General features: G+C 72.1%; 17 protein-coding genes and 1 riboswitch. Of the genes, 5 read left to right on the top strand and 12 right to left on the bottom strand.

Going from position 1 to position 20,917, the window contains the following annotated elements:
- Window positions 1-13: 13 nt before the first annotated feature.
- Together O3597_RS27985 and O3597_RS27980 are read right to left on the bottom strand one after the other, a co-directional pair.
- Window positions 14-538 (bottom strand): hypothetical protein, encoded by a 525-nt coding sequence (locus O3597_RS27985; protein WP_166458802.1) that lies wholly within the window; start codon window positions 536-538, stop codon window positions 14-16.
- Between the two features lie 86 nt (window positions 539-624).
- Complete coding sequence (locus O3597_RS27980; RefSeq protein WP_281602892.1) at window positions 625-2,448, bottom strand: glycerol-3-phosphate dehydrogenase/oxidase; 1,824 nt, start codon at window positions 2,446-2,448, stop codon at window positions 625-627.
- Between the two features lie 114 nt (window positions 2,449-2,562).
- Between O3597_RS27980 and O3597_RS27975 the strand changes: the two genes are divergently transcribed.
- The 3 genes from O3597_RS27975 (at window position 2,563) to O3597_RS27965 (ending at window position 5,886) form a co-directional block, all read left to right on the top strand.
- Window positions 2,563-5,208, top strand: coding sequence for a S8 family serine peptidase (locus tag O3597_RS27975; RefSeq protein ID WP_281602891.1), 2,646 nt, complete (start codon window positions 2,563-2,565; stop codon window positions 5,206-5,208).
- A 152-nt stretch (window positions 5,209-5,360) separates the two neighbouring features.
- Window positions 5,361-5,492, top strand: coding sequence for a hypothetical protein (locus O3597_RS27970; RefSeq protein ID WP_268968058.1), 132 nt, complete (start codon window positions 5,361-5,363; stop codon window positions 5,490-5,492).
- Window positions 5,493-5,649: 157 nt separating this feature from the next.
- On the top strand, window positions 5,650-5,886 hold the full coding sequence (locus O3597_RS27965; protein ID WP_164448671.1) for a hypothetical protein: 237 nt from the start codon (window positions 5,650-5,652) through the stop codon (window positions 5,884-5,886).
- 97 nt (window positions 5,887-5,983) lie between these two features.
- On the opposite strand, the gene groL is transcribed toward O3597_RS27965, so the two are convergent.
- The 3 genes from groL to O3597_RS27950 form a co-directional block, all read right to left on the bottom strand.
- Window positions 5,984-7,606: a chaperonin GroEL gene (gene groL, locus O3597_RS27960; RefSeq protein WP_164448544.1), complete on the bottom strand. Its 1,623-nt coding sequence runs from the start codon at window positions 7,604-7,606 to the stop codon at window positions 5,984-5,986.
- A gap of 275 nt (window positions 7,607-7,881) precedes the next feature.
- Window positions 7,882-8,949 (bottom strand): hypothetical protein, encoded by a 1,068-nt coding sequence (locus O3597_RS27955; protein ID WP_164448545.1) that lies wholly within the window; start codon window positions 8,947-8,949, stop codon window positions 7,882-7,884.
- Between the two features lie 129 nt (window positions 8,950-9,078).
- Window positions 9,079-9,282 carry a cold-shock protein gene (locus O3597_RS27950; RefSeq protein WP_018787966.1) on the bottom strand — a complete coding sequence of 68 codons (204 nt, stop codon included), beginning with the start codon at window positions 9,280-9,282 and terminating at the stop codon, window positions 9,079-9,081.
- 210 nt (window positions 9,283-9,492) lie between these two features.
- Between O3597_RS27950 and O3597_RS27945 the strand changes: the two genes are divergently transcribed.
- The gene (locus O3597_RS27945; RefSeq protein ID WP_281602890.1) at window positions 9,493-10,023 is read left to right on the top strand and encodes a GNAT family N-acetyltransferase; all 531 of its coding nucleotides are present in this window, start codon (window positions 9,493-9,495) and stop codon (window positions 10,021-10,023) included.
- Between the two features lie 19 nt (window positions 10,024-10,042).
- Here O3597_RS27945 and paaN read toward each other — a convergent pair whose 3' ends face one another.
- The 5 genes from paaN to O3597_RS27920 all read right to left on the bottom strand — a co-directional run bounded on the left by paaN (window position 10,043) and on the right by O3597_RS27920 (window position 16,095).
- Window positions 10,043-11,716 (bottom strand): phenylacetic acid degradation protein PaaN, encoded by a 1,674-nt coding sequence (gene paaN / locus O3597_RS27940; RefSeq protein WP_281602889.1) that lies wholly within the window; start codon window positions 11,714-11,716, stop codon window positions 10,043-10,045.
- A gap of 53 nt (window positions 11,717-11,769) precedes the next feature.
- Window positions 11,770-12,789: a GNAT family N-acetyltransferase gene (locus O3597_RS27935; protein ID WP_281602888.1), complete on the bottom strand. Its 1,020-nt coding sequence runs from the start codon at window positions 12,787-12,789 to the stop codon at window positions 11,770-11,772.
- Between the two features lie 51 nt (window positions 12,790-12,840).
- Window positions 12,841-13,860 (bottom strand): GNAT family N-acetyltransferase, encoded by a 1,020-nt coding sequence (locus O3597_RS27930; RefSeq protein ID WP_281602887.1) that lies wholly within the window; start codon window positions 13,858-13,860, stop codon window positions 12,841-12,843.
- Between the two features lie 236 nt (window positions 13,861-14,096).
- Window positions 14,097-15,383: a threonine synthase gene (gene thrC, locus O3597_RS27925; RefSeq protein ID WP_281602886.1), complete on the bottom strand. Its 1,287-nt coding sequence runs from the start codon at window positions 15,381-15,383 to the stop codon at window positions 14,097-14,099.
- 9 nt (window positions 15,384-15,392) lie between these two features.
- Window positions 15,393-15,528: riboswitch (SAM riboswitch) on the bottom strand.
- Window positions 15,529-15,648: 120 nt separating this feature from the next.
- A complete protein-coding gene (locus O3597_RS27920; RefSeq protein WP_164448550.1) occupies window positions 15,649-16,095 on the bottom strand; it encodes a DoxX family protein in 447 nt (148 codons plus the stop codon).
- A 204-nt stretch (window positions 16,096-16,299) separates the two neighbouring features.
- Between O3597_RS27920 and O3597_RS27915 the strand changes: the two genes are divergently transcribed.
- Window positions 16,300-17,052 carry a DUF4232 domain-containing protein gene (locus O3597_RS27915; protein WP_281602885.1) on the top strand — a complete coding sequence of 251 codons (753 nt, stop codon included), beginning with the start codon at window positions 16,300-16,302 and terminating at the stop codon, window positions 17,050-17,052.
- 27 nt (window positions 17,053-17,079) lie between these two features.
- Here O3597_RS27915 and O3597_RS27910 read toward each other — a convergent pair whose 3' ends face one another.
- Both O3597_RS27910 and O3597_RS27905 read right to left on the bottom strand, forming a co-directional pair.
- On the bottom strand, window positions 17,080-17,979 hold the full coding sequence (locus O3597_RS27910) for an ABC transporter permease subunit (protein WP_281602884.1): 900 nt from the start codon (window positions 17,977-17,979) through the stop codon (window positions 17,080-17,082).
- Window positions 17,979-20,846: an alpha/beta fold hydrolase gene (locus O3597_RS27905; protein WP_281602883.1), complete on the bottom strand. Its 2,868-nt coding sequence runs from the start codon at window positions 20,844-20,846 to the stop codon at window positions 17,979-17,981. Before O3597_RS27905 ends, O3597_RS27910 begins: the two co-directional genes overlap by 1 nt.
- Between the last annotated feature and the right edge of the window lie 71 nt (window positions 20,847-20,917).

Here is a 20,917-nt window from a genome sequence, read left to right as displayed (position 1 = left end):
ATCGGCGCTGCCGCTAGCCCACCATCTCGGCGGGCGTGTTCTGGGTGAGCAGCAGCAGGATCTCCTCGGCCACCGGCGGCCGTTCCTCCCCCGGGCAGTCCTGCGAGGTGATCAGGCCGGCCGCGGTCAGCAGGGTGGAGGTGAGCGCGCCGACGCAGCTGACCCGGTAGCCCCGGGCCTCGTCGGTCTCCAGGGCCAGGTCCGGCTCGGCCAGCAGTTGCTGGAGACGCTCCCGGTGCTCGGCACTCAACTCACCGGTCGAGGTGACTCCGTCACCGGCACAGTCGACGCACTCCCAGCGCCCGTCCGGCTCCACGTTCAGGGTGCGCAGCGGACCGTCGGCCCCGTCGTTCTGCAGCAGGCTGACCCGGCCTTTTCCGGCGGTGGTCGCCCCCGCGCCGCCGGGTTGCCCGGCGGCCGGCGCGCTTGCCGCCGCGGGTGGTTCGGAGTTGTCGCCGAACGGCGCGCAGCCGCCGAGAGCGACCGCCAGCGCAACGATGCCGGGCAGGAAGACCAGTCGTGATCGGGAAAGCGCCATCACTCGCGGAACTTACCCCACCGTAGGTAGCGAGCGTAACCCCGTTGAATGGATATCCATGCTCGGCGATCTCCAGAATGGAACCGTCAGCGGGCCAGGCCTGCCGCGCCGTCGTCGGCACTCCGATCCGCCGGGTAGCCGCGTACGTCCGGAGCGCCGAGCCGAGCGGCGTCCGCGGTGGCGTCGTCCGGCATCAGCTGGGACTGTCGCTCGGCCTCCACCCGGGCCCGGTAGTGGGTCACCTCCCGGGCCCGGCGAGCCGCGTCCCAGCCCAGCACCGCACCCATCAGCTCGGCCGCGTGTTCGGCCGACTCCAGACCCCGGTGGGTGGTCTCGATCGAGATCCGGGTACGCCGGGTCAGCACGTCCTCCAGGTGCAACGCCCCCTCGGCGCGGGCCGCGTACGTCACCTCGGCGGCGAGGTACTCCGGCGCACCGGCCAGCGGGGAGGACAGCAGCGGATCGGCGTCGATCAGGGCGAGCAGATCGAGGGTCAGGCTGCCGTAGCGTTCCAGCAGGTGCTCCACCACGCCCACCGGCAACCCGTGGCGACGGGCCAGATCCGCCCGGTCCCGCCACATGGCCGCGTACCCGTCCGCACCGAGCAGCGGCAGGTCGGCGGTACGCGAGACCCGGGTACCGCCGAGTCGGCGGACCGCCCGGTCGACCACGTCGGCGGCCATCACCCGGTACGTCGTGTACTTGCCACCGGCCACCAGCAGCAGCCCGAGCATCGGCTCGATGACGGCGTGCTCCCGGGAGAGCTTCGAGGTGGAGTCCGCCTCACCGGCCAGCAGCGGCCGCAGTCCGGCGTAGACACCTTCGATGTCGGCCGTGGTCAGCGGGCGGTCCAGCACCGTGTTGACCTGCCGGAGCAGGTAGTCGATGTCGCTGGCCGAGGCCGCCGGGTGGGAGCGGTCCAGCCGCCAGTCGGTGTCCGTGGTGCCGATGATCCAGTGCCCGCCCCACGGGATGACGAACAGGACACTCGTGGCCGTACGCAGGATCAGTCCGGTCTCGCCGGTGATCGCCGAGCGGGGCACCACCAGGTGCACGCCCTTGGACGCCCGCACCCGGACACCGGGCCGCAGGCCGACGTCGTTGAGCATCCGGGACATGTCGTCGGTCCAGACACCGGTGGCGGCGATGACCGTGCGGGCGCGTACCTCGAACTCGGCCTCGGGCGCACCGGAGGGCGCCTCCAGGTCGCGAACCCGGACCCCGGTGACCTCCCGGGCCTGTCGGATCAGTCCGACCGCCCGGGCGCTGCTGACCACGGTCACGCCCAGGCTGGCCGCGGTGCGGGCCAGGGTGATCACCAGGCGGGCGTCGTCGACCTGCCCGTCGTGGTAGCGGATCGCGCCGGCCAGGCCGTCGGAGCGCAGGCTCGGGAAGACGCGGCGGGCGCCCTCCCGGCTCAGGTGCCGGTGCAACGGCATGCCCCGGCCGCCACCGAAGAGGCCGGCGAAGGCGTCGTACGCGGCCACCCCGGCGCCGTAGTAGGCCCGCCGCAGCAGTCGGGCGGGCAGGTCGCGTACGCCCTGACCGGCGGGGAGTGGCACCAGGAACGGCACCGGCCGTACCAGGTGCGGCGCCAGCCGGGTGGCCAGCAGCCCGCGCTCGGTCAGCGCCTCGTGCACCAGGCCGAACTCCAACTGCTCCAGGTAGCGCAGGCCGCCGTGGATCAGCTTGCTGGACCGGCTGGAGGTGCCGGCGGCGAAGTCGCGGGCCTCCACCAGGGCCACCTTCAGGCCCCGGGACGCGGCGTCGACAGCCGCTCCGGCACCGGTCACCCCGCCCCCGATCACCAGCACGTCGAACCGCTCGGCGCGCAACCGACGCAGGTCGGCGGCGCGGCGAGCGGGCGAGAGCTGCCCGGCAACGGACCGCAGAACGTTCGGATCACGCACCCGTCCACGTTAACCGTCCCCACCCGCCACCGGCACGTGCCGACCCGGGCACCCCGACCAGTCGCCCGGCAGATCCGTCCCGACGACCGGGCGGCTGCGTCGTACTGTGTGCGGATGCGGGCGGAACCCACCACACCCGGCTCGACCGGTAGCCCCTGGGCGATCGTCGCGGCGGTGTTCGCCGGCTGTTGGACGGTCACGGTCACGGTCCTGGCGCAGACCGGCGGCTGGGCCGTCGACCAGGTGGTCCTGATCGGCGGCCTGGACCGGCTGGTGCCGCTCTGGCCGGTGGTCTGCCTGCTCACCGTGCTGTTGGTCGCCGCGGCGGCGCTGCCGTTGGCCCTCATTCCCCGCTCGGCGGCGGTCCGCGTCACCGGCCGGGTGTGGTTTGCCGGCGCGCTCGCGCTCGGCCTGCTCGGGCTGCTGCGGACGATCCCCCCGGTGCACCACGAGGCGTACCTCGCCGCGCTGGCGTTCGTGGCCGTGCTGCTGGCGGTGGTGACGGCCCGGCTGCCGTCCCACGTCCTCGGCCCCGGCCGCCGGGCCGACGAAGCACGGCTGGCCGACCCCGTCCCGGGCCGTCACGACCATCCCGTCGGCGGGGCCGGAGAGCATGTCGGCCTTCCGGATCAGCCGGACCGGCTGCCATCCGGCGGTCCGGGACACGGGACCGGGCCGGAGGCGATGGCGGTCGGGCGACCGGCACGACTGGACGTACGTCCCTCGGTGGCGGCCCTGCTTGCGATCGCCGCCGGGCTCGCCCTGCTGCTGCCCTGGGTCTGGTGGGGCGCGCTCGGCGGGCTGCTGGAGACCGTCCTCGCCGGGCTGGCCGCGGCGGCCGTCGGCGCGCTGGCCGCGACGCTGCTCGACGCCCGGTTCTGGGGTCGCTTCGACGCCGACGAACCGCCCCGACCGGCCCGGCTGGTGCTGCTGGGCGGGCTCGTGGCCGGGGTGGTGCTGCTGCTGGTGGGTGCCGGCACCGGCCACTCCGGCGCGCAGTTGCCGCTGCTGGTGACGCTGCCGCCGGCCGGGTTCGCGCTGGCCGCGCTGCGGGCCATGAGCCGCCGGCCGGCGGCCGGACGCGGCGTCGCCCACCCGGGCACCTGGCCCGGTGTGCCGGACCAGCCGGCAACCGGAGATGTCGTGGCCCGCCATCCGGCCAGGGCGGGCGGCCGGGCACCGGCGGCCTGGCTGGTCGGGCTCGGTGTGTTCGGCCCGCTGGCCTTCACCGATCCGGAGGAGGTCAGCCTGCTGCTGGTCGGCACCCGCGATGTGCCCTTCTGGGTCGCCGCCGCGACCGGTGCCGGACTCGCCGTCGGACTGGTGCTCGCGGTCGGATACGGCCTGCTGCTGGCGCGACGCTCGGCCCGCACGCCGAGCCGCGCGCTGGCCGCGGCGAGCGCGCTGACGCTGCTCGTCACGGTCGGCCTGGTCGGCTCGGTCGCCGGCCAGCCGGGGCTGCACGGGGAGCGGCTCTTCGTACTGCTGCGGGAACAGGCGGATTTGAGCGGTGTGAGCGGCGGGCCAGGTCGGGCCGGCCGGGACGCGCGCGCCGGGGAGGTCTACCGGCGGCTGGTCGACACCGCCGACCGGACCCAGGCCGACCTGCGGCGGGACCTGCGCCGGGCCCGGCTGCCGCACACCCCCTACTACCTGGTGAACGCGATCGAGGTGGCCGGCGGGCCGGCGGTACGGGCCTGGCTGTCCAGCCGGCCCGAGGTGGCCCGGGTACTGGTCAGCCAACGCCTGCGCCCGTTGCCGGCGCCCGCCGACAGCGCCACCGGCAGCGCGCCGGCCCCGTCCGGCCCGCCGTGGCACATCACGATGATCGGCGCGGACCGGGTCTGGTCCGAACTCGGCGTCACCGGCGCCGGGGTGACCGTGGGTAGTTCCGACTCGGGGGTGGACGGACGGCACCCGGCCCTGGCCCAGGGTTTCCGAGGCGGCGACGACTCATGGTTCGACCCGTGGAACGGCACTGGGGCACCGACCGACCGCGGCGGACACGGCACCCACACGATGGGCAGCGCCGTCGGGCGGGACGGCATCGGCGTGGCTCCCGGCGCCCAGTGGGTCGGCTGCGTCAACCTCGACCGCAACCTGGGGAACCCCGCCGCCTACCTCGACTGCCTACAGTTCATGCTGGCGCCCTTCCCGCCGGGCGGTGACCCGTTCCGGCAGGGCCGGCCCGCCCGGGCACCGGAGATCCTGACCAACTCGTGGGGCTGCCCACCGATCGAGGGGTGCGATCCTCGGGCGCTGCAGCCGGCCACAGCGGCGCTGGAGGCCGCCGGGATTCTCGTCGTCGCGGCGGCCGGCAACACCGGCCCGTTCTGCGGCTCCGTGCAGGATCCGCCCGCGCCGTACCCGGATGTGCTGACCGTCGGTGCGGTGGACGACCGGCGGCGGGTCACCGCCTTCTCGTCCCGTGGTCCGACGGCCACCGGGACGACGAAACCGGATCTGATGGCACCGGGGGCGGAGGTCATCTCCGCGATGCCCGGCGGCGGGTACGCCGTGCTCGACGGCACCTCGATGGCCACCCCGCAGGTGGCGGGGGTGGCCGCGTTGATGTGGTCGGCCAATCCGGAACTCGTCGGCGACCTGGATCGGACGCGACGGATCCTGCGCGAGACGGCCGAACCGATCGAGACCAGCGACTCCCCCCGGAACCGGTCCGACGAGTGCGGCGGCCCGGCGAACCTCGTCGGCGCCGGCCTGGTCGACGCGTACGCGGCCGTCTCGGCGGCGCGTGGTTGATCGCCCACGACCGATCACACCCCGACGCGAGCGGTACTCACCCGAGGGGTTATCTGACCCCTCCGGACCTGCTATCTTGCGGCTTCATGCACGGTCATTCGTCCGGGTCGGCGGCTCCTCTCCGGACATCGTCGACAGCCCGGTGGCGGGGCATGGCCCTGCTGATCCTGCTGGGGGTACCGGCTCTCGTCGTGGCACTCTGCTGCGGGGTGGTCCACGTGGTCACCAGGTCCGCCACCGACGACCCGTTCGGCCAACGCGGTGGCGTCACCGGACCGCCCTGACCCGGGCCGCATTCACGGCGGGGCGGGTCGCTGGCGTGCCCGCAGGGCCAAAAACGGCCAAAAACGGCATTAAATGAAATGGATCCCGATAACGCCATTCGCCCTTCCCACTGCCCGGCGCGCCCTACCGTTTTCGGTAGAGGAGGCAGCCATGAGCATGGACGACGATCAGGCCCGGGAAGCCCCACCGGCCACCTGGGCCACGGTCGACGGACTCCCCGGCCAACTGCCGATCGACCGGCTCGACCACGGCGACGCCGAACAACTGGCCGAGATGACCGGAGTGGACGAGCCACCCGAGGAGCCCCTCATCCTGGTGGACGAGCCGGTTCAGCACCGCCCGCCGTACGACCGGGCGCGGAAGCGCCGAAACCAGCGGCCGCTGCCGACGTAGTCGACGAGCGGCCACCGCCGACCAGGGCCAGGACATCGAGACAGCGGAAGGGGCGGACCGCTGACGCGGCCCGCCCCTTCCGGCGTTGGAGCTGGACTCAGAAGTCCATGTCCCCGCCGCCCGGGCCAGCCGGTGCGGCCGGGGTCTTCTCCGGCTTGTCCGCCACGACGGCCTCGGTGGTGAGGAACAGCGCGGCGATCGACGAGGCGTTCTGCAGCGCCGAACGGGTCACCTTGGCCGGGTCGATGATGCCCGCGGCCAGCAGGTCGACGTACTCGCCGGTCGCGGCGTTGAGGCCGTGACCCGAGTCGAGGTTGCGGACCCGCTCCACCACGACGCCGCCCTCGAGGCCGGCGTTCACGGCGATCTGCCGCAGCGGGGCGTCCAGCGCGATCTTCACGATCTGCGCGCCGGTCGCCTCGTCGCCGGCCAGGTCGAGCTTGTCGAAGGCGGTCTTGCCGGCCTGCACCAGCGCGACACCACCACCCGGGACGATGCCCTCCTCGACGGCGGCCTTGGCGTTGCGGACCGCGTCCTCGATGCGGTGCTTGCGCTCCTTGAGCTCGACCTCGGTGGCCGCGCCGACCTTGATCACCGCAACGCCGCCGGCCAGCTTGGCCAGCCGCTCCTGCAGCTTCTCCCGGTCGTAGTCGGAGTCGCTCTTGTCGATCTCGGCCCGGATCTGGTTGACCCGGCCCTGGATCTGCTCGGCGTCGCCGGCACCGTCGACGATCGTGGTCTCGTCCTTGGTCACCACGACCTTGCGGGCGCGGCCCAGCATGTCGAGGCTGACGGCGTCCAGCTTGAGGCCGACCTCCTCGCTGATGACCTGGCCACCGGTGAGGATGGCGATGTCGGTCAGCATGGCCTTGCGGCGGTCACCGAAGCCCGGCGCCTTGACGGCGACCGACTTGAAGGTGCCACGGACCTTGTTGACCACGAGCGTGGCCAGGGCCTCACCCTCCAGGTCCTCGGCGATGATCAGCAGCGGCTTGCCGCCCTGCATGACCTTCTCCAGGATCGGGAGCAGGTCCTTGACCGACGAGATCTTGCTGTTCGCGATCAGGATGTACGGGTCGTCGAAGACGGCCTCCATACGCTCCGGGTCGGTCATGAAGTAGGCCGAGATGTAGCCCTTGTCGAAGCGCATGCCCTCGGTGAGCTCCAGCTCCAGCCCGAAGGTGTTGCTCTCCTCGACGGTGATGACGCCTTCCTTGCCGACCTTGTCCATCGCCTCGGCGATGATCTCGCCGACGCTGGTGTCACCGGCGGAGATGGAGGCGGTGGAGGCGATCTGCTCCTTGGTCTCGACGTCCTTGGCGAGCTTCAGCAGCTCCTCCGAGACGTTGGCGACCGCAGCCTCGATGCCCCGCTTCAGGGCCATCGGGTTGGCACCGGCGGCCACGTTGCGCAGGCCCTCGCGAACGAGTGCCTGGGCCAGGACGGTCGCCGTCGTCGTGCCGTCACCGGCGACGTCGTCGGTCTTCTTGGCGACCTCCTTGACCAGCTCGGCGCCGATCTTCTCGTACGGGTCCTCGAGCTCGATCTCCTTGGCGATGCTCACACCATCGTTGGTGATGGTGGGGGCACCCCACTTCTTCTCGAGCACGACGTTGCGGCCCTTGGGGCCGAGGGTCACCTTCACGGCGTCGGCGAGCTGGTTCATGCCCCGCTCGAGGCCGCGGCGCGCCTCTTCGTCGAACGCGATCATCTTGGCCATACGGCGTTGTCCTCCTGGACACTCACGGGCCACCCGAGTGTGTGCCCCGGATGGGCCGTCTGGTGTACGCACCTTGGGACGTCGCCACCTGGCGACGGCGACGTCTCCTCGGCCGGGCCGGATAGCCCGCGACGACCGGCCACGTGCCTCACCCGTGGTTATGTCACGGGCGCGACCGCAGCCCCACCGTCCCGACCAGCTGGCACTCACGCCATGCGAGTGCCAATGACTTGTTTAGCACTCTGCCCTGCCGAGTGCAAGCACGATGGCCCGGGTCAGCCGAGTTCGGCCGCCAGTTGGTTGGCGTTCACCGGGCCCTCGTGCGCCCGCTGCTCGGCGTAGGTGACCACGAGCCCGACCTGCTGCGCGAGGTACGCCGGCAGGGTCAGCACCGCGACCGCCGCGATGGTCAGCACCACACCCACCGTCGTACCCGGCGAGTCCAGCGGAGTGGCGCCGAACGGCAGGATCGCCAGCGACTCGATCAGGCTCGCCACCAGTGAGAGACCTACCACCGCGGCGCCCACCAGGGCCACCCGACCGAGCAGCAGGCCCGGCCGGTCACGCAGCATGCGATGCGACCTGCTGAGCGGGTCGTGCCGCTCGAACAGGTAGACCGGGCCGGCCAAGGCCAACGCGAACACCGCGTACACGCCGGGCAGGAAGCACAGGCAGAACCCGAAGACGACGATCAGGGTGACGAGCAGCGTCCAGCCCCACAGACCGAGCGCACGGCGCATTCCGTAGCGCAGCGCGGCGGCGGAGCCGACCTGCTCACCGACCGCCTGGCGGGTGATCAACCAGGTGCCGGCGGCCCAGCCGACCGACTGCATCAGACCGAGGAGCAGGCTGCCACCGACCAGCACGAACAGGAGCGTGGCGAGATCCGTCCAGAAGTTCGCCGGCAGCGCGGCGGAGTCGCTGGTGAGTTGACTGTCCCAGCGCGCCGAGGGGTCCACGGCCAGCGCGAGTACCGACAGCACCGCGGCCGGCAGCACCTGGGTGAGGACGAGAATCGGCAGCAGTTGTCGCCAGCCCCGGCGGGCGGCGCCCACACAACGCGCGAACCAGCCGCCCAGTCCGACCCCGGGCGGGGTGACCAGGGCGTCCGCGGGATCGAGACCGTAGCCTGCGGGGTGGTGCCAGCCATAGGTCGGCTGTCCCGGGTACAGCGGTTGACCGGGATACGGCGTCATGCCGACGTGCGGCGGCTGCGCGGGATGACCCGGTTGCGCGTCGTACGGCGGCGGTCCGGAACCGGGCGGCGGATCGAGCGGCCCGGGCGGCGGCGGTTGGTCCGCGGGCGAGGAGGACGGACCTGTCGGGGGCGGCTGGTCGGACATGGAACCTCCTCAGCGACGGCTGGTTCGGCCCATGATCTTTCCTTGTGGGGCACCGGCACCGCAGCCCCCTCCGGCGATGGTCACGCCACCTTCGACGACGATCGGTCGCCTGGGGTGGGTCGTCCGCGCTCAGGCGATGAGGCGTACCCGCTCGGCCTGCGGGCCCTTCTGACCCTGGGCGATCTCGAACTCCACTCGCTGACCGTCGTCCAGCGCCTTGTAGCCGTCCATCTCGATCGCGGAGAAGTGGACGAAGACGTCCTGCCCGCCGTCGACGGCGATGAAGCCGTAGCCCTTTTCGGCGTTGAACCACTTCACGGTGCCTTGTGCCACGGTGTTTTCCTCACTCTGCACGGCGTTCCACTACTTCGGGTCGCCGGCGCACCGGCACCCGGAAACCACCGGTTTCGGCAATCGCGACGACCGCTGAAACGGGTGACCGAAATCGCACGCTACACGAGGAGTGACGACGGCGCACGACCACAAATCGGGCGTATTACAGTCTCCCGTATCGTCGTACGTCATTGTGATAAGCATGCGGGCATGACGAACGTCACCGACGGAACCGGGGTGCGCCGGGCCGTCATCCGCCGGGTCGAACCAGCCGACGCGGCTCGGATGCGCGCGCTGCGCCTGGAGATGCTCGCGGACGCGCCGCTGGCGTTCCTGGAGACGATCGCCGAGGCCGCGGCCCGACCGCACGCCGAGTACGCCGCCCGGGTCGCCCGGGTCTCCACCGGCCCGGACACGGCGCAGTTCGTGGCGGATCCGGGTGGCCGGCTGGTCGGGCACGCCGGTGGGATGGCGCACCCGACCGAGCCCGGGGTGACCGTGCTCTACGCCGTCTACGTCACCCCGGGCTGGCGGCGCACCGGCCTGCTCGCGGAACTGGTGAGCGGGGTGGCGGGCTGGTCCCGGGCCTGCGGACGCACCGAACTGATGCTCGAGGTGGTGGTCGGCAACGACCGCGCCTACCGGGCCTACCAGCGGTTGGGATTCATCGACACCGGTGTCCGGGTACCGCACCCGAACATCCCCGCCCTGCGCGAACTCCAAATGCGCCGGGCTGCCTGAACCGTCCCTTCCTCACACCTCAGACGTGCCGACGGCTCTGCACGATCCGGAACCGGTTCGCCACGTACGCCCCGTCGGTCAACGCCGAGTTCGCCGCCGCGTTCGCGCCGCTGCCGTGGAAATCGGAGAACGCCGCCGACTGGTTCACGAAGACGCCGCCGGTCAGGTTGGCCGACAGGTGCACCCCGACCTCGATCGCCGCCCCCTCGGTGGCGTCCAGCACCGCGTCGTCGGTGGAGTAGACCGCCGCGGTGAGCGCACCCTGCGCACCCACGGTCGAGCGCAGGATCTCCAGGCTGTGCGCGGTGGAGTCGGTGGCGATGGCGAAGGAGATCGGCCCGAACCACTCCCGCGAGTAGGTCGCGGTGTCACCCGCGTCCAGCTTGACGATCGTCGGCGTACGCACCACGGCGTCCGGGAACGACGGGTGCTCGACGGTACGCGACTCCAACACCGGGGAACCGACCTTGGCGACCTCGGCCAGCCGCTCCAGCACCCCGTCGTTGACGATCGCCCCGGTCAGCTCCACTCCCCGGGCCGGGTCGCCGGTGAGTTTGCCGACCGCCGCGGCGATGCCGCCGGCCACCTCGTCGAAGCTCTTGTGGCCCTGGTCGGTGTCGATGCCGTCCCGGGGGACGAGGATGTTCTGCGAGGTGGTGCACATCTGCCCGCTGTAGAGCGTCAGCGTGAAGCCCAGGTTGCGGCACATCCCGGCGAAGTCGTCGGTGGAGTCGATCACCACCGTGTTGAGCCCCGCCTTCTCGGTGTACACCGCCGCCTGGCGGGCGTTGGCCTCCAGCCAGTCGCCGTACTCGGTGGAGCCGGTGAAGTCGACGATCCGGACCGCCGGGTGCAGGGCCAGCGTCGAGGCGAGCTTCTCATCCGGGGCCTCGGGCGCCAGCATCATCAGGTTCGGGTCGAAGCCGGCCTCGGCAAGCACCTGGCGGGCGTACCGGACGGTGATGGCCAGCGGCAGCACGGCGCGCGGGTGCGGCTTGACCACGACCGGGTTGCCGGTGACCAGCGAGGCGAACAGACCCGGGTACGAGTTCCAGGTCGGGAAGGTGTTGCAGCCGATGACCAGGGCCACGCCCCGGGGTACCACGTGAAAGGTCTTGGACATCCGCAGCGGGTCGCCCTTGCCGGCGGCCTTCTCCCAACCGGCGGTGCCCGGGTGCCGGGTCATTTCCGCGTACGCGTAGGCCAGCGCCTCAAGCGCGCGGTCCAGGGCGTGCGCGCCACCGGCCTGGAAGGCCATCACGAACGCCTGACCGCTGGTGAACTGCACCGCGTTGGCCAGCTCGAAGACGTTCTTGTGCAGCCGGTCGAGGATCTCCAGGCAGACACCCACCCGGGCCCGCGGGCCGGCGTCCCGCCAGGCCGGCAGCGCGGCGGACGCGGCGGCGACCAGTTGGTCGGCGTCGGCGTGCGGGTACCGCACGTTCAGTGCAACGCCGAACGGGCTGTGCTCGGTGGTGACCCGGTCGCCGTCGCTCGGCTGGTCGAGCGGGAAGTCCGCGCCCAGGTACGCCTCGAAGGCGGCCTTGCCGTCGGCCGCGGCGGTCTCGCCGTACACCCGTGGGCTCGGTGATTCCGGGTAGGCGGACCAGTATCCCCGCTCCGCGATCGCGGTCAGCGCGCGGTTGAGGGTCTCGGCGTGCCTGGCGTAGAGGGGGTGCGGGGTCTCCGTCATGCCCGCCATCATGCAACACGAAGCCCTCAGATCAGTAGGGGTGTGTCACAACTTCAGATGGTCAGCTGCCAGTCGGTCCAGGCGTCGACCGGGCGGAACCCGAGCTGCTCGTTGATGCTGATCATGTGATCGTTGACCGCCGCGTTCCAGGTGTCGATCGCGGCCAGGGCCGGCTCGTGGACAAGCGCGTGCCGAAGGTTCTCCACCTTGACGAGCAGGCCGAGGCGGTGTCCCCGGTGTGCGGGGTCGACGATGGTGATCTCCTGCCAGGCGTGCCACGGCGTGGACGGACCTCTGTCGATCATTGTCCAGGCGACCATCCGGCCGGTCGCCTGGTGCACCGCGCCGACGTGGTAGCGCCGTCGCCCCCGCAGCCGCTGGATCCGCTCGATCTCCCGGAACCGCGCGGCGTCCACCCGCTCCGCCTCGATCACCAGATCGCCCGTCGGCGCGTCGACGAGCAGCCGGCTCTCCAGCCGCGCGACGTCGACCACGTACTCCTCGGCCACCGGCCCCCGCCAGGCCACCGTCCGGTAGCCGGCGGCGCGGGCGCGGGCGGCATCGTGCAGGGCGGTCAGGGCCGCCCGGTCGAGCCGCGTGGTGTCCAGCCGACGCCGCACCTCGGCCAGCGCGGCCTGCGCTCCGGCCGCCGCCGCGAAGGCCGCACCGGGCGCCGCCCGCCCCGGTCCGTCGGGCAGTGGCCCCGGGGTCTCACCGATCAACCGCTGCCGGCCGTGCTCGGCGGCCACCTTCCGGGCGTACGCCAGCAGCGCCCGACCCACCCCCTGCCGCCGCTGCGCCGGGTCCACCGTCAGCTCGACGGTGGCGATGCCGGTGTTCTCCAGTTGCGGCAGCCGCATCCGCAGGTGGCCGGCCACCTCGCCGTCCCGCCGGGCCAGCGCCTGGTGGATCACGTTGCCGTGCGGCGGATGGGCGATCAGGAGCCCGAACTCGGCCCGGTCCCCCACCGGCAGGTCGGGCAGGTCGACGGCCTGCGCCGCCGCGACGACGCGGTGCGCCGCGTCGAGCGCTGCCTCGTCGGTGGAGTCGTACGGCGTGACGGTGACGGCCATGGCGCGAGCCTGCCGCCGACCGGCGGGCACCGCCACCGGATTTCCCGCCGGTCACACGTCGAGCTGCCAGTTGCTCCACCGGTCCCGCACCCGGAACCCGAGCTGTTCGTTGATGGTGATCATGTGGTCGTTGCTGGCCGCGTTGAACGTGTCGATGACCCGCACGGCGGGCTCGTGAGCGAGCAGGTGTCGCAGGTTTTCGATCTTGGACAGCAGGCCCAGCCGATGGCCCCGGTGCTCCGGGTCGACGATGGTGATCTGCTGGAACGAGTGCCAGTCCGCGGACGCACCGACGTCCAGCAGCGTCCATGCGACCAGTCGACCGGACGCCTCGTGGCGGACGCCGACGTGGTAGCGCCGCCGGCCCCGCGCATCCAGCGCCAGCTCCGTGCCGCGCAGCCGTTCGGCGTCGACCCGCTCCGGCTCCCACGCCAGGTCGCCCATTGGCGCGTCGGCCAGCAACCGTCCGTCGAGGTACGCCACGTCGGCCGCCAGGTCGTCGGGAGTACGTCCCCGCCAGCGCAGCACCTCGTAACCGACCGCCCGCCTCCGGGCGTCGGCCAGCAGCGCGTCCAGCCGCGCCTGGTCCAGGTCGGCGACGGTCAGGCGCCGCCGGACGTCGGTCAGGGCGTCGACCGCACCGATGGCCGCCGCGAACGCGTTACCCGGCGACCGACGGCCGGTCTCGCCGGCAAGCTCCGCCCGGCTCATCGCACTCACCCGTCTACGCCCGCGCTCGCGCAGCAGGCCGAGCCCATGTTCGGCCAACGTTCGGCCCACGCCTCGGCGGCGTTGCGCCGGATGAACGATCAGCTCAGCGGAGGCGTTCTCGGTGTTGTCCAGCTGCGGCAGGTCCAGCCGGAGGAAACCGGCCGGCGTGCCGTCGATCCGCGCCAGCAGCATGATGGTTTCGTAGCCCGGCATCGGGTGGCGGAGCAGAGCAGCGAATCGTTGCCGGCACGGGGCCGGGAAGTCCGGCTCATCGGCGGCCACCTGTGCGGCACTGATCTGGTACGCCTGCTCGACGGCCGCCTCGTCGGCGGCCTCGACCGAGGTGATGGTGATGGTCATGCCGGCAGCCTGAGCCAGCGACAGACGAGCGGGCCAGCGAATTTTCGCTGGCCCGCTCGGACGTTGGTCGGGAGGGACGATCGCACAACGCCTCCGGCGCTGGGTCGTAAAGACTGAAAGTCTACGGCGAAGCGCCCTCCCGCACGGAGCATCTTGCGCCGTCCGTTTGCGGGCGTCAAGTCCCTGGCGGCGTGTTTCGCTCACTGGCTGCGAAATGCCGCTTACTCATCCGTTCGTCAGCTCAGCAGGCCCGCGTCCCGGGCGGCCCGCAACGAAGGCTTGATGCGGTGGGTGGGACCGACCTCACCGGCGACCGCGTCGAGGGTCTTCAGCCCTTCGCCGGTGTTGAACACGACCGTCTCGGCGGTCGGGTCCAGCCGGCCCGACTCGACGAGCTTGCGCAGCACCGCCACGGTCACCCCGCCGGCCGTCTCGGCGAAGACCCCGGTGGTACGCGCCAGCAGACGCACCGCCGCCCGGATCTCGTCGTCGTCGGCGTGGTCCATCCAGCCACCGGTGCGGCGCACCGCCTCCAGGGCGTACAGCCCGGCCGCCGGGTCGCCGATGTTCAGCGACTTGGCGATCCCGGTCGGCTTGACCGGGGTGATGGTGTCGGTGCCCGCGTGCAGTGCGGTGGCGATCGGGTTGCAGCCGGCCGACTGCGCGCCGAAGACCTTCCAGCCGCCGGCCGGGGCCTCGACCAGCCCGATCTCGACCAGCTCACTGAACGCCTTGTCGATCTTGGTGAGCAGCTCACCGGAGGCCATCGGGATGACCACCTGGGCGGGGATCCGCCAACCGAGTTGCTCGGCCACCTCGTAGCCGAGCGTCTTGGACCCCTCCGCGTAGTACGGCCGCACGTTGACGTTGACGAAGGCGGTGTCCTCGAACGCGTCGGTCTCGACCAGTTCGCCGCAGAGCCGGTTCACGTCGTCGTACGACCCGTCGATGGCGACCAGGTCGCCGCCGTAGACGGCGGTCGTGACGACCTTGCCCTGCTCCAGGTCGCCCGGGATGAAGACCACGGACGGCGTACCCACCCGGGCGGCGTGCGCGGCGACGGAGTTGGCCAGGTTGCCGGTGGAGGCGCAGGCGAACCGGGAGAAGCCGAGCGCGCGGGCGGCGGTGAGCGCCACCGACACCACCCGGTCCTTGAAGGAGTGGGTGGGATTGGCGCTGTCGTCCTTGACCCACAGCGGAGCGGTGACGCCCAACTCGGCGGCGAGCCGGTCGGCGGCCACCAGCGGGGTGAACCCGGGGTCGAGGGTGACCCTGGTGGCCGGGTCCTGGCCGGCGGGCAGCAGGGCGGCGTAGCGCCAGAGGTTGCGCGGGCCGGCCTCGATCTGCTCGCGGGTGACGGTGGCGAGGACGGCCGGATCGTAGTCGACCTCCAGCGGCCCGAAACACTCGTAACAGGCATGCTGGGCGGCGAGCGGGTAGCGGGCCGAACAAGCCCGGCAGACCAGGGCACGAGCGGGGCTGGCGGCGGTGTCGATGCCGGACGGGGCGAGCGTCGACGTCATGTCGAAGTCCTCTCATCTTTCCCCGCATCGCACCCTGCGGCGGGGACGGAATTGGCACCTGCCCCGCTGGACGCTCATCGGTGAGCGCGCGAGGTGGTTGCCGGGGCGTCGTCGGGCCGTATCCCTCAGCCCCTCTGGATGAGGTATGCAGTTGTGTTGCCGAGTCTAGGCAATCCGGACGCGGCCGTCGCCTGTCAATCCCAGCCTGTGAGCGAAACCTCAGCGGCGCCGTTGCCGCGCCCTCCGGCGCCGCTGAGCCTCGCCGTCAGGCCGGCACGGACCGCGGTTCAGCCTGGTCCAGGGCGACCGTCGCCGCCTCCCGGCGCCACAGGTTGTCCACCGCCCAGGTGCCCGGGCCGAGCACCGCCACCAGGAAGAACGCCCAGCAGAAGAGGACGGACAGTTCGCCGTTGTTCCGCAGCGGCAGCAGCGCCTCGGGCTGGTGGACCACGAAGTACGCGTAGGCCATCGAGCCCGATGCCAGCAGGGCCGCCGGCCGGGTGAACAGGCCGAGGAGCACGAGGGCACCGCAGACCAGCTGGATCACCGCGGCGTACCAGCCCGGCCACTGGCCGAGCGGCACCGCCTCGCCGCTACCACGGTTGCCGCCGAAGACGCCGAAGACGGACGACATGCCGTGAATGAGAAACAACAACCCGATGACAATGCGGAACAGGGACAGAGCCGGCCCGCCGAACCGGTCAGTGCGCATTGGTACCTCCTACGAATGGGGTGGTGGTACCAGCATGCGGACTTGATAGATAGTTATCGATGCAATCTCTCTTGGTGGGAACGCTCCCAAAATTAGTCTAGCGGCCGAAACTTCCGGCGAGCAGTACCACGAGGAATTCCTTACCGCCCGCTTACGCGAGGGGCGGGACCACCGGCTACCGCTGCCGGGTGCGACGATGCTCCGATGCCACGCACGACGGTCCGCAGCTCGGCCCCCGGTGGCCGTCGGCTCAGCACCGTGCCGATCTCGATCGCGGCAACGTTCGGCCTGCTTGCCGGGTGCGCACCGGCCGGCGACATCGTGGCGGCGCCACCCGGCCCGGTCCCGGCCTCCAGTGGACCGGGCGCCGATAGCTCCGGCACCACGCCGCCCAGCGACGGCGGTCTCGGCGGCCCGCCCTCCCGCGACGGCGATCTTGGGGGGAGTAACGGCCCGACGTCCGAATGCCCCGACTCCGGCGTCCGGATCACCTACCGCGGAGTCAGCGCCGCGATGGGGCTGCGGGCGATGGGCCTGGAACTGGTCAACTGCGGCGACCGCCCCTACCGGCTGCGTGGATATCCGGAGCCGAGCCTGCGGGACGCGGACGGCAGGGCCATCCCGGTCAGGGTGATCCGGGGCGCGAAAGGGATCACCTCCGGCTTCGACGACCCGCCCCGGTCGCTGGTGCTGGCCCCCGGTGAGGCGGCCGGCGCCGCCCTGCTCTGGCGCAACCTGGTCGACAACCCGACCGTGGTGGCGACGAACGCCGAGCACCTCGAGGTCGCCCCGCTGCGTGGCCGACCCGCTCAACAGGTGGTCATGCAAGGGCGGATCGACCTGGGCAACACCGACCGGCTCGGGGTCAGCGCCTGGCAGAAACGCGAGCCGAGCACGCCGGAGCCGACGCGGGCGGTGCCCAACCCGCCGCCCACCACACCGGCCCCGCTGCTCTGACCGGACCGAACACGTCGGACAGCGGGCTCAGCTGGTGATGTCCTTGCGGGTGAAGCGCCAGTAGGCCAGGCCCCAGAACACGGTGGCGTAGCAGATCGCCGAGACCGTGCCCCGCACGATGTCGTCGGTCTGCACGGGCGTGGAGAGCAACCCCAACCACGCGGTGCTGTAATGGGTCGGCAGGAACGACCGGATGACGCCGAGCGCGGTGATCTGGTCCAGGATGCTGGAGAGGATCCACAGCAGCACCGCACCACCGACCGCACCCAGCGCCGCGTCGGTGGTCACCGACAGCAGGAACGCCAGCCCCGCGACCACCAGCAGGACGATCGCCAGGTAGCCGAGCACCGCGAGCAGCCGCAGCAGCCCCTCGCCCGGCTCCAGTTGGGCCGCGACCGTGCTGCGCAGCGGCGACCAGCCGTAGCGCAGGGTGCCGATGGCCAGTGCCGTGCCGGCGAGCAGTACCAACGCCAGCGCCGAGTACGCGAGCGCGACCAGCAGCTTCACCGTGAGCAGTCGGGCCCGGGGCACCGGAATCGCCAGCAGATAGCGCAGGCTGCCCCAACTCGCCTCGCTCGCCACCGTGTCGCCGCAGAACAGCGCGACCACCACGACCAGCAGGAACGAGGCCGACACGAAGATGGTGAAGAGGGTGAAGTTCAGCCCGCCGGAGGTGGCGAGATCGATCAGGCTGCCGAACTCTCCGCCACCGTTGTCGTCGTCGTTGGAGTCGAACTGGAACGCGATCAGGATGATCAGCGGCAGCAGCACCATGAAGCCCAGCGCCAACTGGGTACGCCGGCGCGACGCCTGCCGGCGGAACTCGGCGCCGAACGGCAGCGTCCGGGCGGGCCGGTAACCCGCCGCCGCACCCGAGGCGGCAACGGTTGTCGTGTCCCGCGTCGGCTCGACAGTCGATCCCGCCATCACCGGTCCCCGCTTCCCCGAGAGTTCTCGCCCACCAGGGCGAGGAAGGCATCCTCCAGGCGACGCCGGGGCACCACCCGGTCCACCGCGATCCCGGCCCGGACCAGCTCCGCGACCACCTCGCTGCGAGCAATGCCGTTGGTGTCGACCACCAACTGCCCGTCGGTGTCGTCCAGGATCCGTACGCCACCGAGGCCGTCGAGCACGGTCCGGGCAGCACTCGGGTCACTCACCTCGACCAGCACGCTCGGCGAGTCGCCGACGATCTGCTCGACCGGTCCGGAGGCCACGATCCGGCCCTTGTTCACCACCACCGCGTGGGTGCAGGTCTGCTCCACCTCGGCGAGCAGATGGCTGGAGACCAGCACCGCCCGACCGTCGGTGGCGTAGCGCTGGAGCACCCGGCGCATCTCGGCGATCTGCGGTGGGTCCAGCCCGTCGGTCGGTTCGTCGAGCACCAGCAGTTCCGGCAGCCCGAGCATGGCCTGGGCGATGGCGAGGCGCTGTCGCATGCCGTGGCTGTACTTGCGCACCCGCCGGTGCACCGAGGAGCCCAGGCCGGCGATCTCCAGGGCCTGCTCGAAGTGGGCGTCGGTCTCCGGCCGGCCGGTCGCCCGCCAGTACGCCCGCAGGTTCTCCAGGCCGGACAGGTGCGGCAGGAACCCTGGCCCTTCCACAAGTGCGCCGATCCGCGACAGCACGGGCGAGCCGGGCACCAGCCGGTGCCCGAAGACGTAGATCTCCCCCGCGGTCGGCTGGGTCAGCCCCATCAGCACCCGCAGCGTGGTCGTCTTGCCGGCACCGTTGGGTCCGAGCAGGCCGACCACCTGACCCGGGTGCACCTCGAAGTCCACCTCGGAGACCGCGACGAAGCCGTCGGCGTACTCCTTGCGCAGCCGGCGTACCGCCAACGGTGTGTCCGCGTACTCCGGGTGCACCGAGGTGTCCTGGCGGCGGTGCCGCCGGCGTAGCACGGCCACGAGCACGACGAGCCCGACCACGATCGCGGTGAGCAGCCCGACCAGGATCCAGCGCCAGAGCGCCGCCTCGGTGGGGATCGGGTCGGCGTCGACCGTCGGCAGGCTGACGGGGGTGTCGCCGAGCGCTACCACGTGGACGGCCGGCTCGATCGGGGTCGTGTAGGCCTGGTCCGAGGTGGCGACCACCAGCCGGAGCCGGTGACCGGCCGCCACCCGGTGCACGATCGCGGGCAGGGTCACGGTGACCGGCGTGGCGGCGTCGATGCTCGCCGGCAGGCCGCTGAGTCGGATCGGCGCGATCAGCCCGCTGGGCAGGGTGGCTGCCCCTTCCGGGTCGACCACGTAGAGCTTGGCGAACAGGACGGCCTCGCCGCTGCTCGACGCGGCGCGCAGCGACACGGTCGGCGCGCCGACGATGTCGACCGCCTCGGTCAGCGGCTCGGACTCGAACCGGGCGTGCTGCCCGGGTATGTCGCCGGCCACCCCGCTGAGCAGCGAGCTCAACGAGCCGGCGAACGGCACCGAGGAGATCGCGGCGGGGTTGCCGCGGGGCGGGTTGGCCACCGGCTGGGCCGGGCCGGCCACGGCCACCTCGACACGGGAGCCACCGCCGAGACCGGGGTAGTCGTCGGTGCGGTAGCCGGTGGCGACCAGCCCACGGTCCATCGCGTCGAAGCCGGCGATCCGGGAGAAGGTGAAGGTGTCGCCCGGTGCCGCACCGTCGCCGGCGACATAGTGGTCGAGCCACTGCGCGGTGAGGAACTTGACCCGGTCGGAGTCGGTCTGTGGTCCCGCGCCGCCGTCGTGGCCGCCGGTGAACCAGGCGACCCGAACAGGGGTCCCGTTCGCGGCGATCCCCCGGGCGTTGGCGTCGGCCTCGGCCAGTGGGAAGAGGGTGTCCGCCGCGCCCTGCACCAGCAGGGTGGGCGCCGTGATGCGGTCCAGCACCCCGGTCGGGCTGGACCGCCGCAGCAGGTCGACGGCGGCCTGGTCGGCCCGGCCGGTGGCGGCGATGCGCAGGTACGCGGCACAGACGTCGGCGGCGAACCGTCCGCAGGAGGGATCGGGCAGAGCGCCGGCGGTCGGTGCGCCGGGTGCGGTACCAGGCCCCTGGCCCGGGGCGGGGCTGGGTGGCCCGGCGCCCGGCGCGCCCTCCGGCGTCTCGGCGCCGGTGCCGGAGATCCCGGCCGGGCCGGAGCCGACGTTTCCGCCGCCGCCGAAGAAGATGCCGGCCCAGCCTGACTTGAACACGCCCTCGGTCGGCTCGCCACCGGTGCTCTCCGGCAGGAAGGCCCGGGACAGGTCATTCCAGGTGATCATGGGAACGATCGCGTCGACCCGCTGGTCCTGGGCGGCGAGCAGCAGGGCCAGCGCCCCACCGTAGGAGCCGCCGACCACGCCCACCCGGGGGTCACCGGCGGCGTCGGTACGGATCTCGGGGCGGGCGGCGAGCCAGTCCAGCAGCCGCTGGGCGTCGCGCACCTCGTGGTCGGGACTGTCCAGGTGAATCTGCCCGCCGCTGCGCCCGAAGCCCCGCGCGGTCCAGGTCAGTACGGCGTAGCCGCGGTCGGCCAACTCCTCGGCGTCGGTACGGACCGACTCCTTGGTGCCACCGAAGCCGTGGGCGAGCAGCACCGCGGGCGCCGGGCGGCCGGCCGCGGCGTCACGCGGAAGGTACAACGTGGTGTCCAGGTCGACCGGCTCGTCACCGTTCGGTCCGGACCGGACGGTGAGCATCGCGGACTCGGTACGGAAGCCCGGCCGGTCCGGCCAGACCGCCCACAGCACGGCCGCCGCCAGCAGGATGACAGCAGCCGTGGCGGCGACGGCCCGGCGGCCGGTGGGCAGGGCACGTCGGAGCCGCGCGGCCGAGAACGGCGATCTCATTGGGCACACGGTACGGCCCGAAACCTGAGTATTAGCTGAGATCCGCCGTACGTCCGTTCTGGTAGCCCGAA

The sequence above is a fragment of the Verrucosispora sp. WMMA2044 genome (assembly GCF_027497155.1).
In the GTDB taxonomy this organism is placed as follows: Bacteria; Actinomycetota; Actinomycetes; order Mycobacteriales; family Micromonosporaceae; genus Micromonospora; species Micromonospora palythoicola.
The sequence above is the reverse complement of the archived record's forward strand: the minus strand, read 5'-3'. Positions and strand labels throughout refer to the sequence as shown.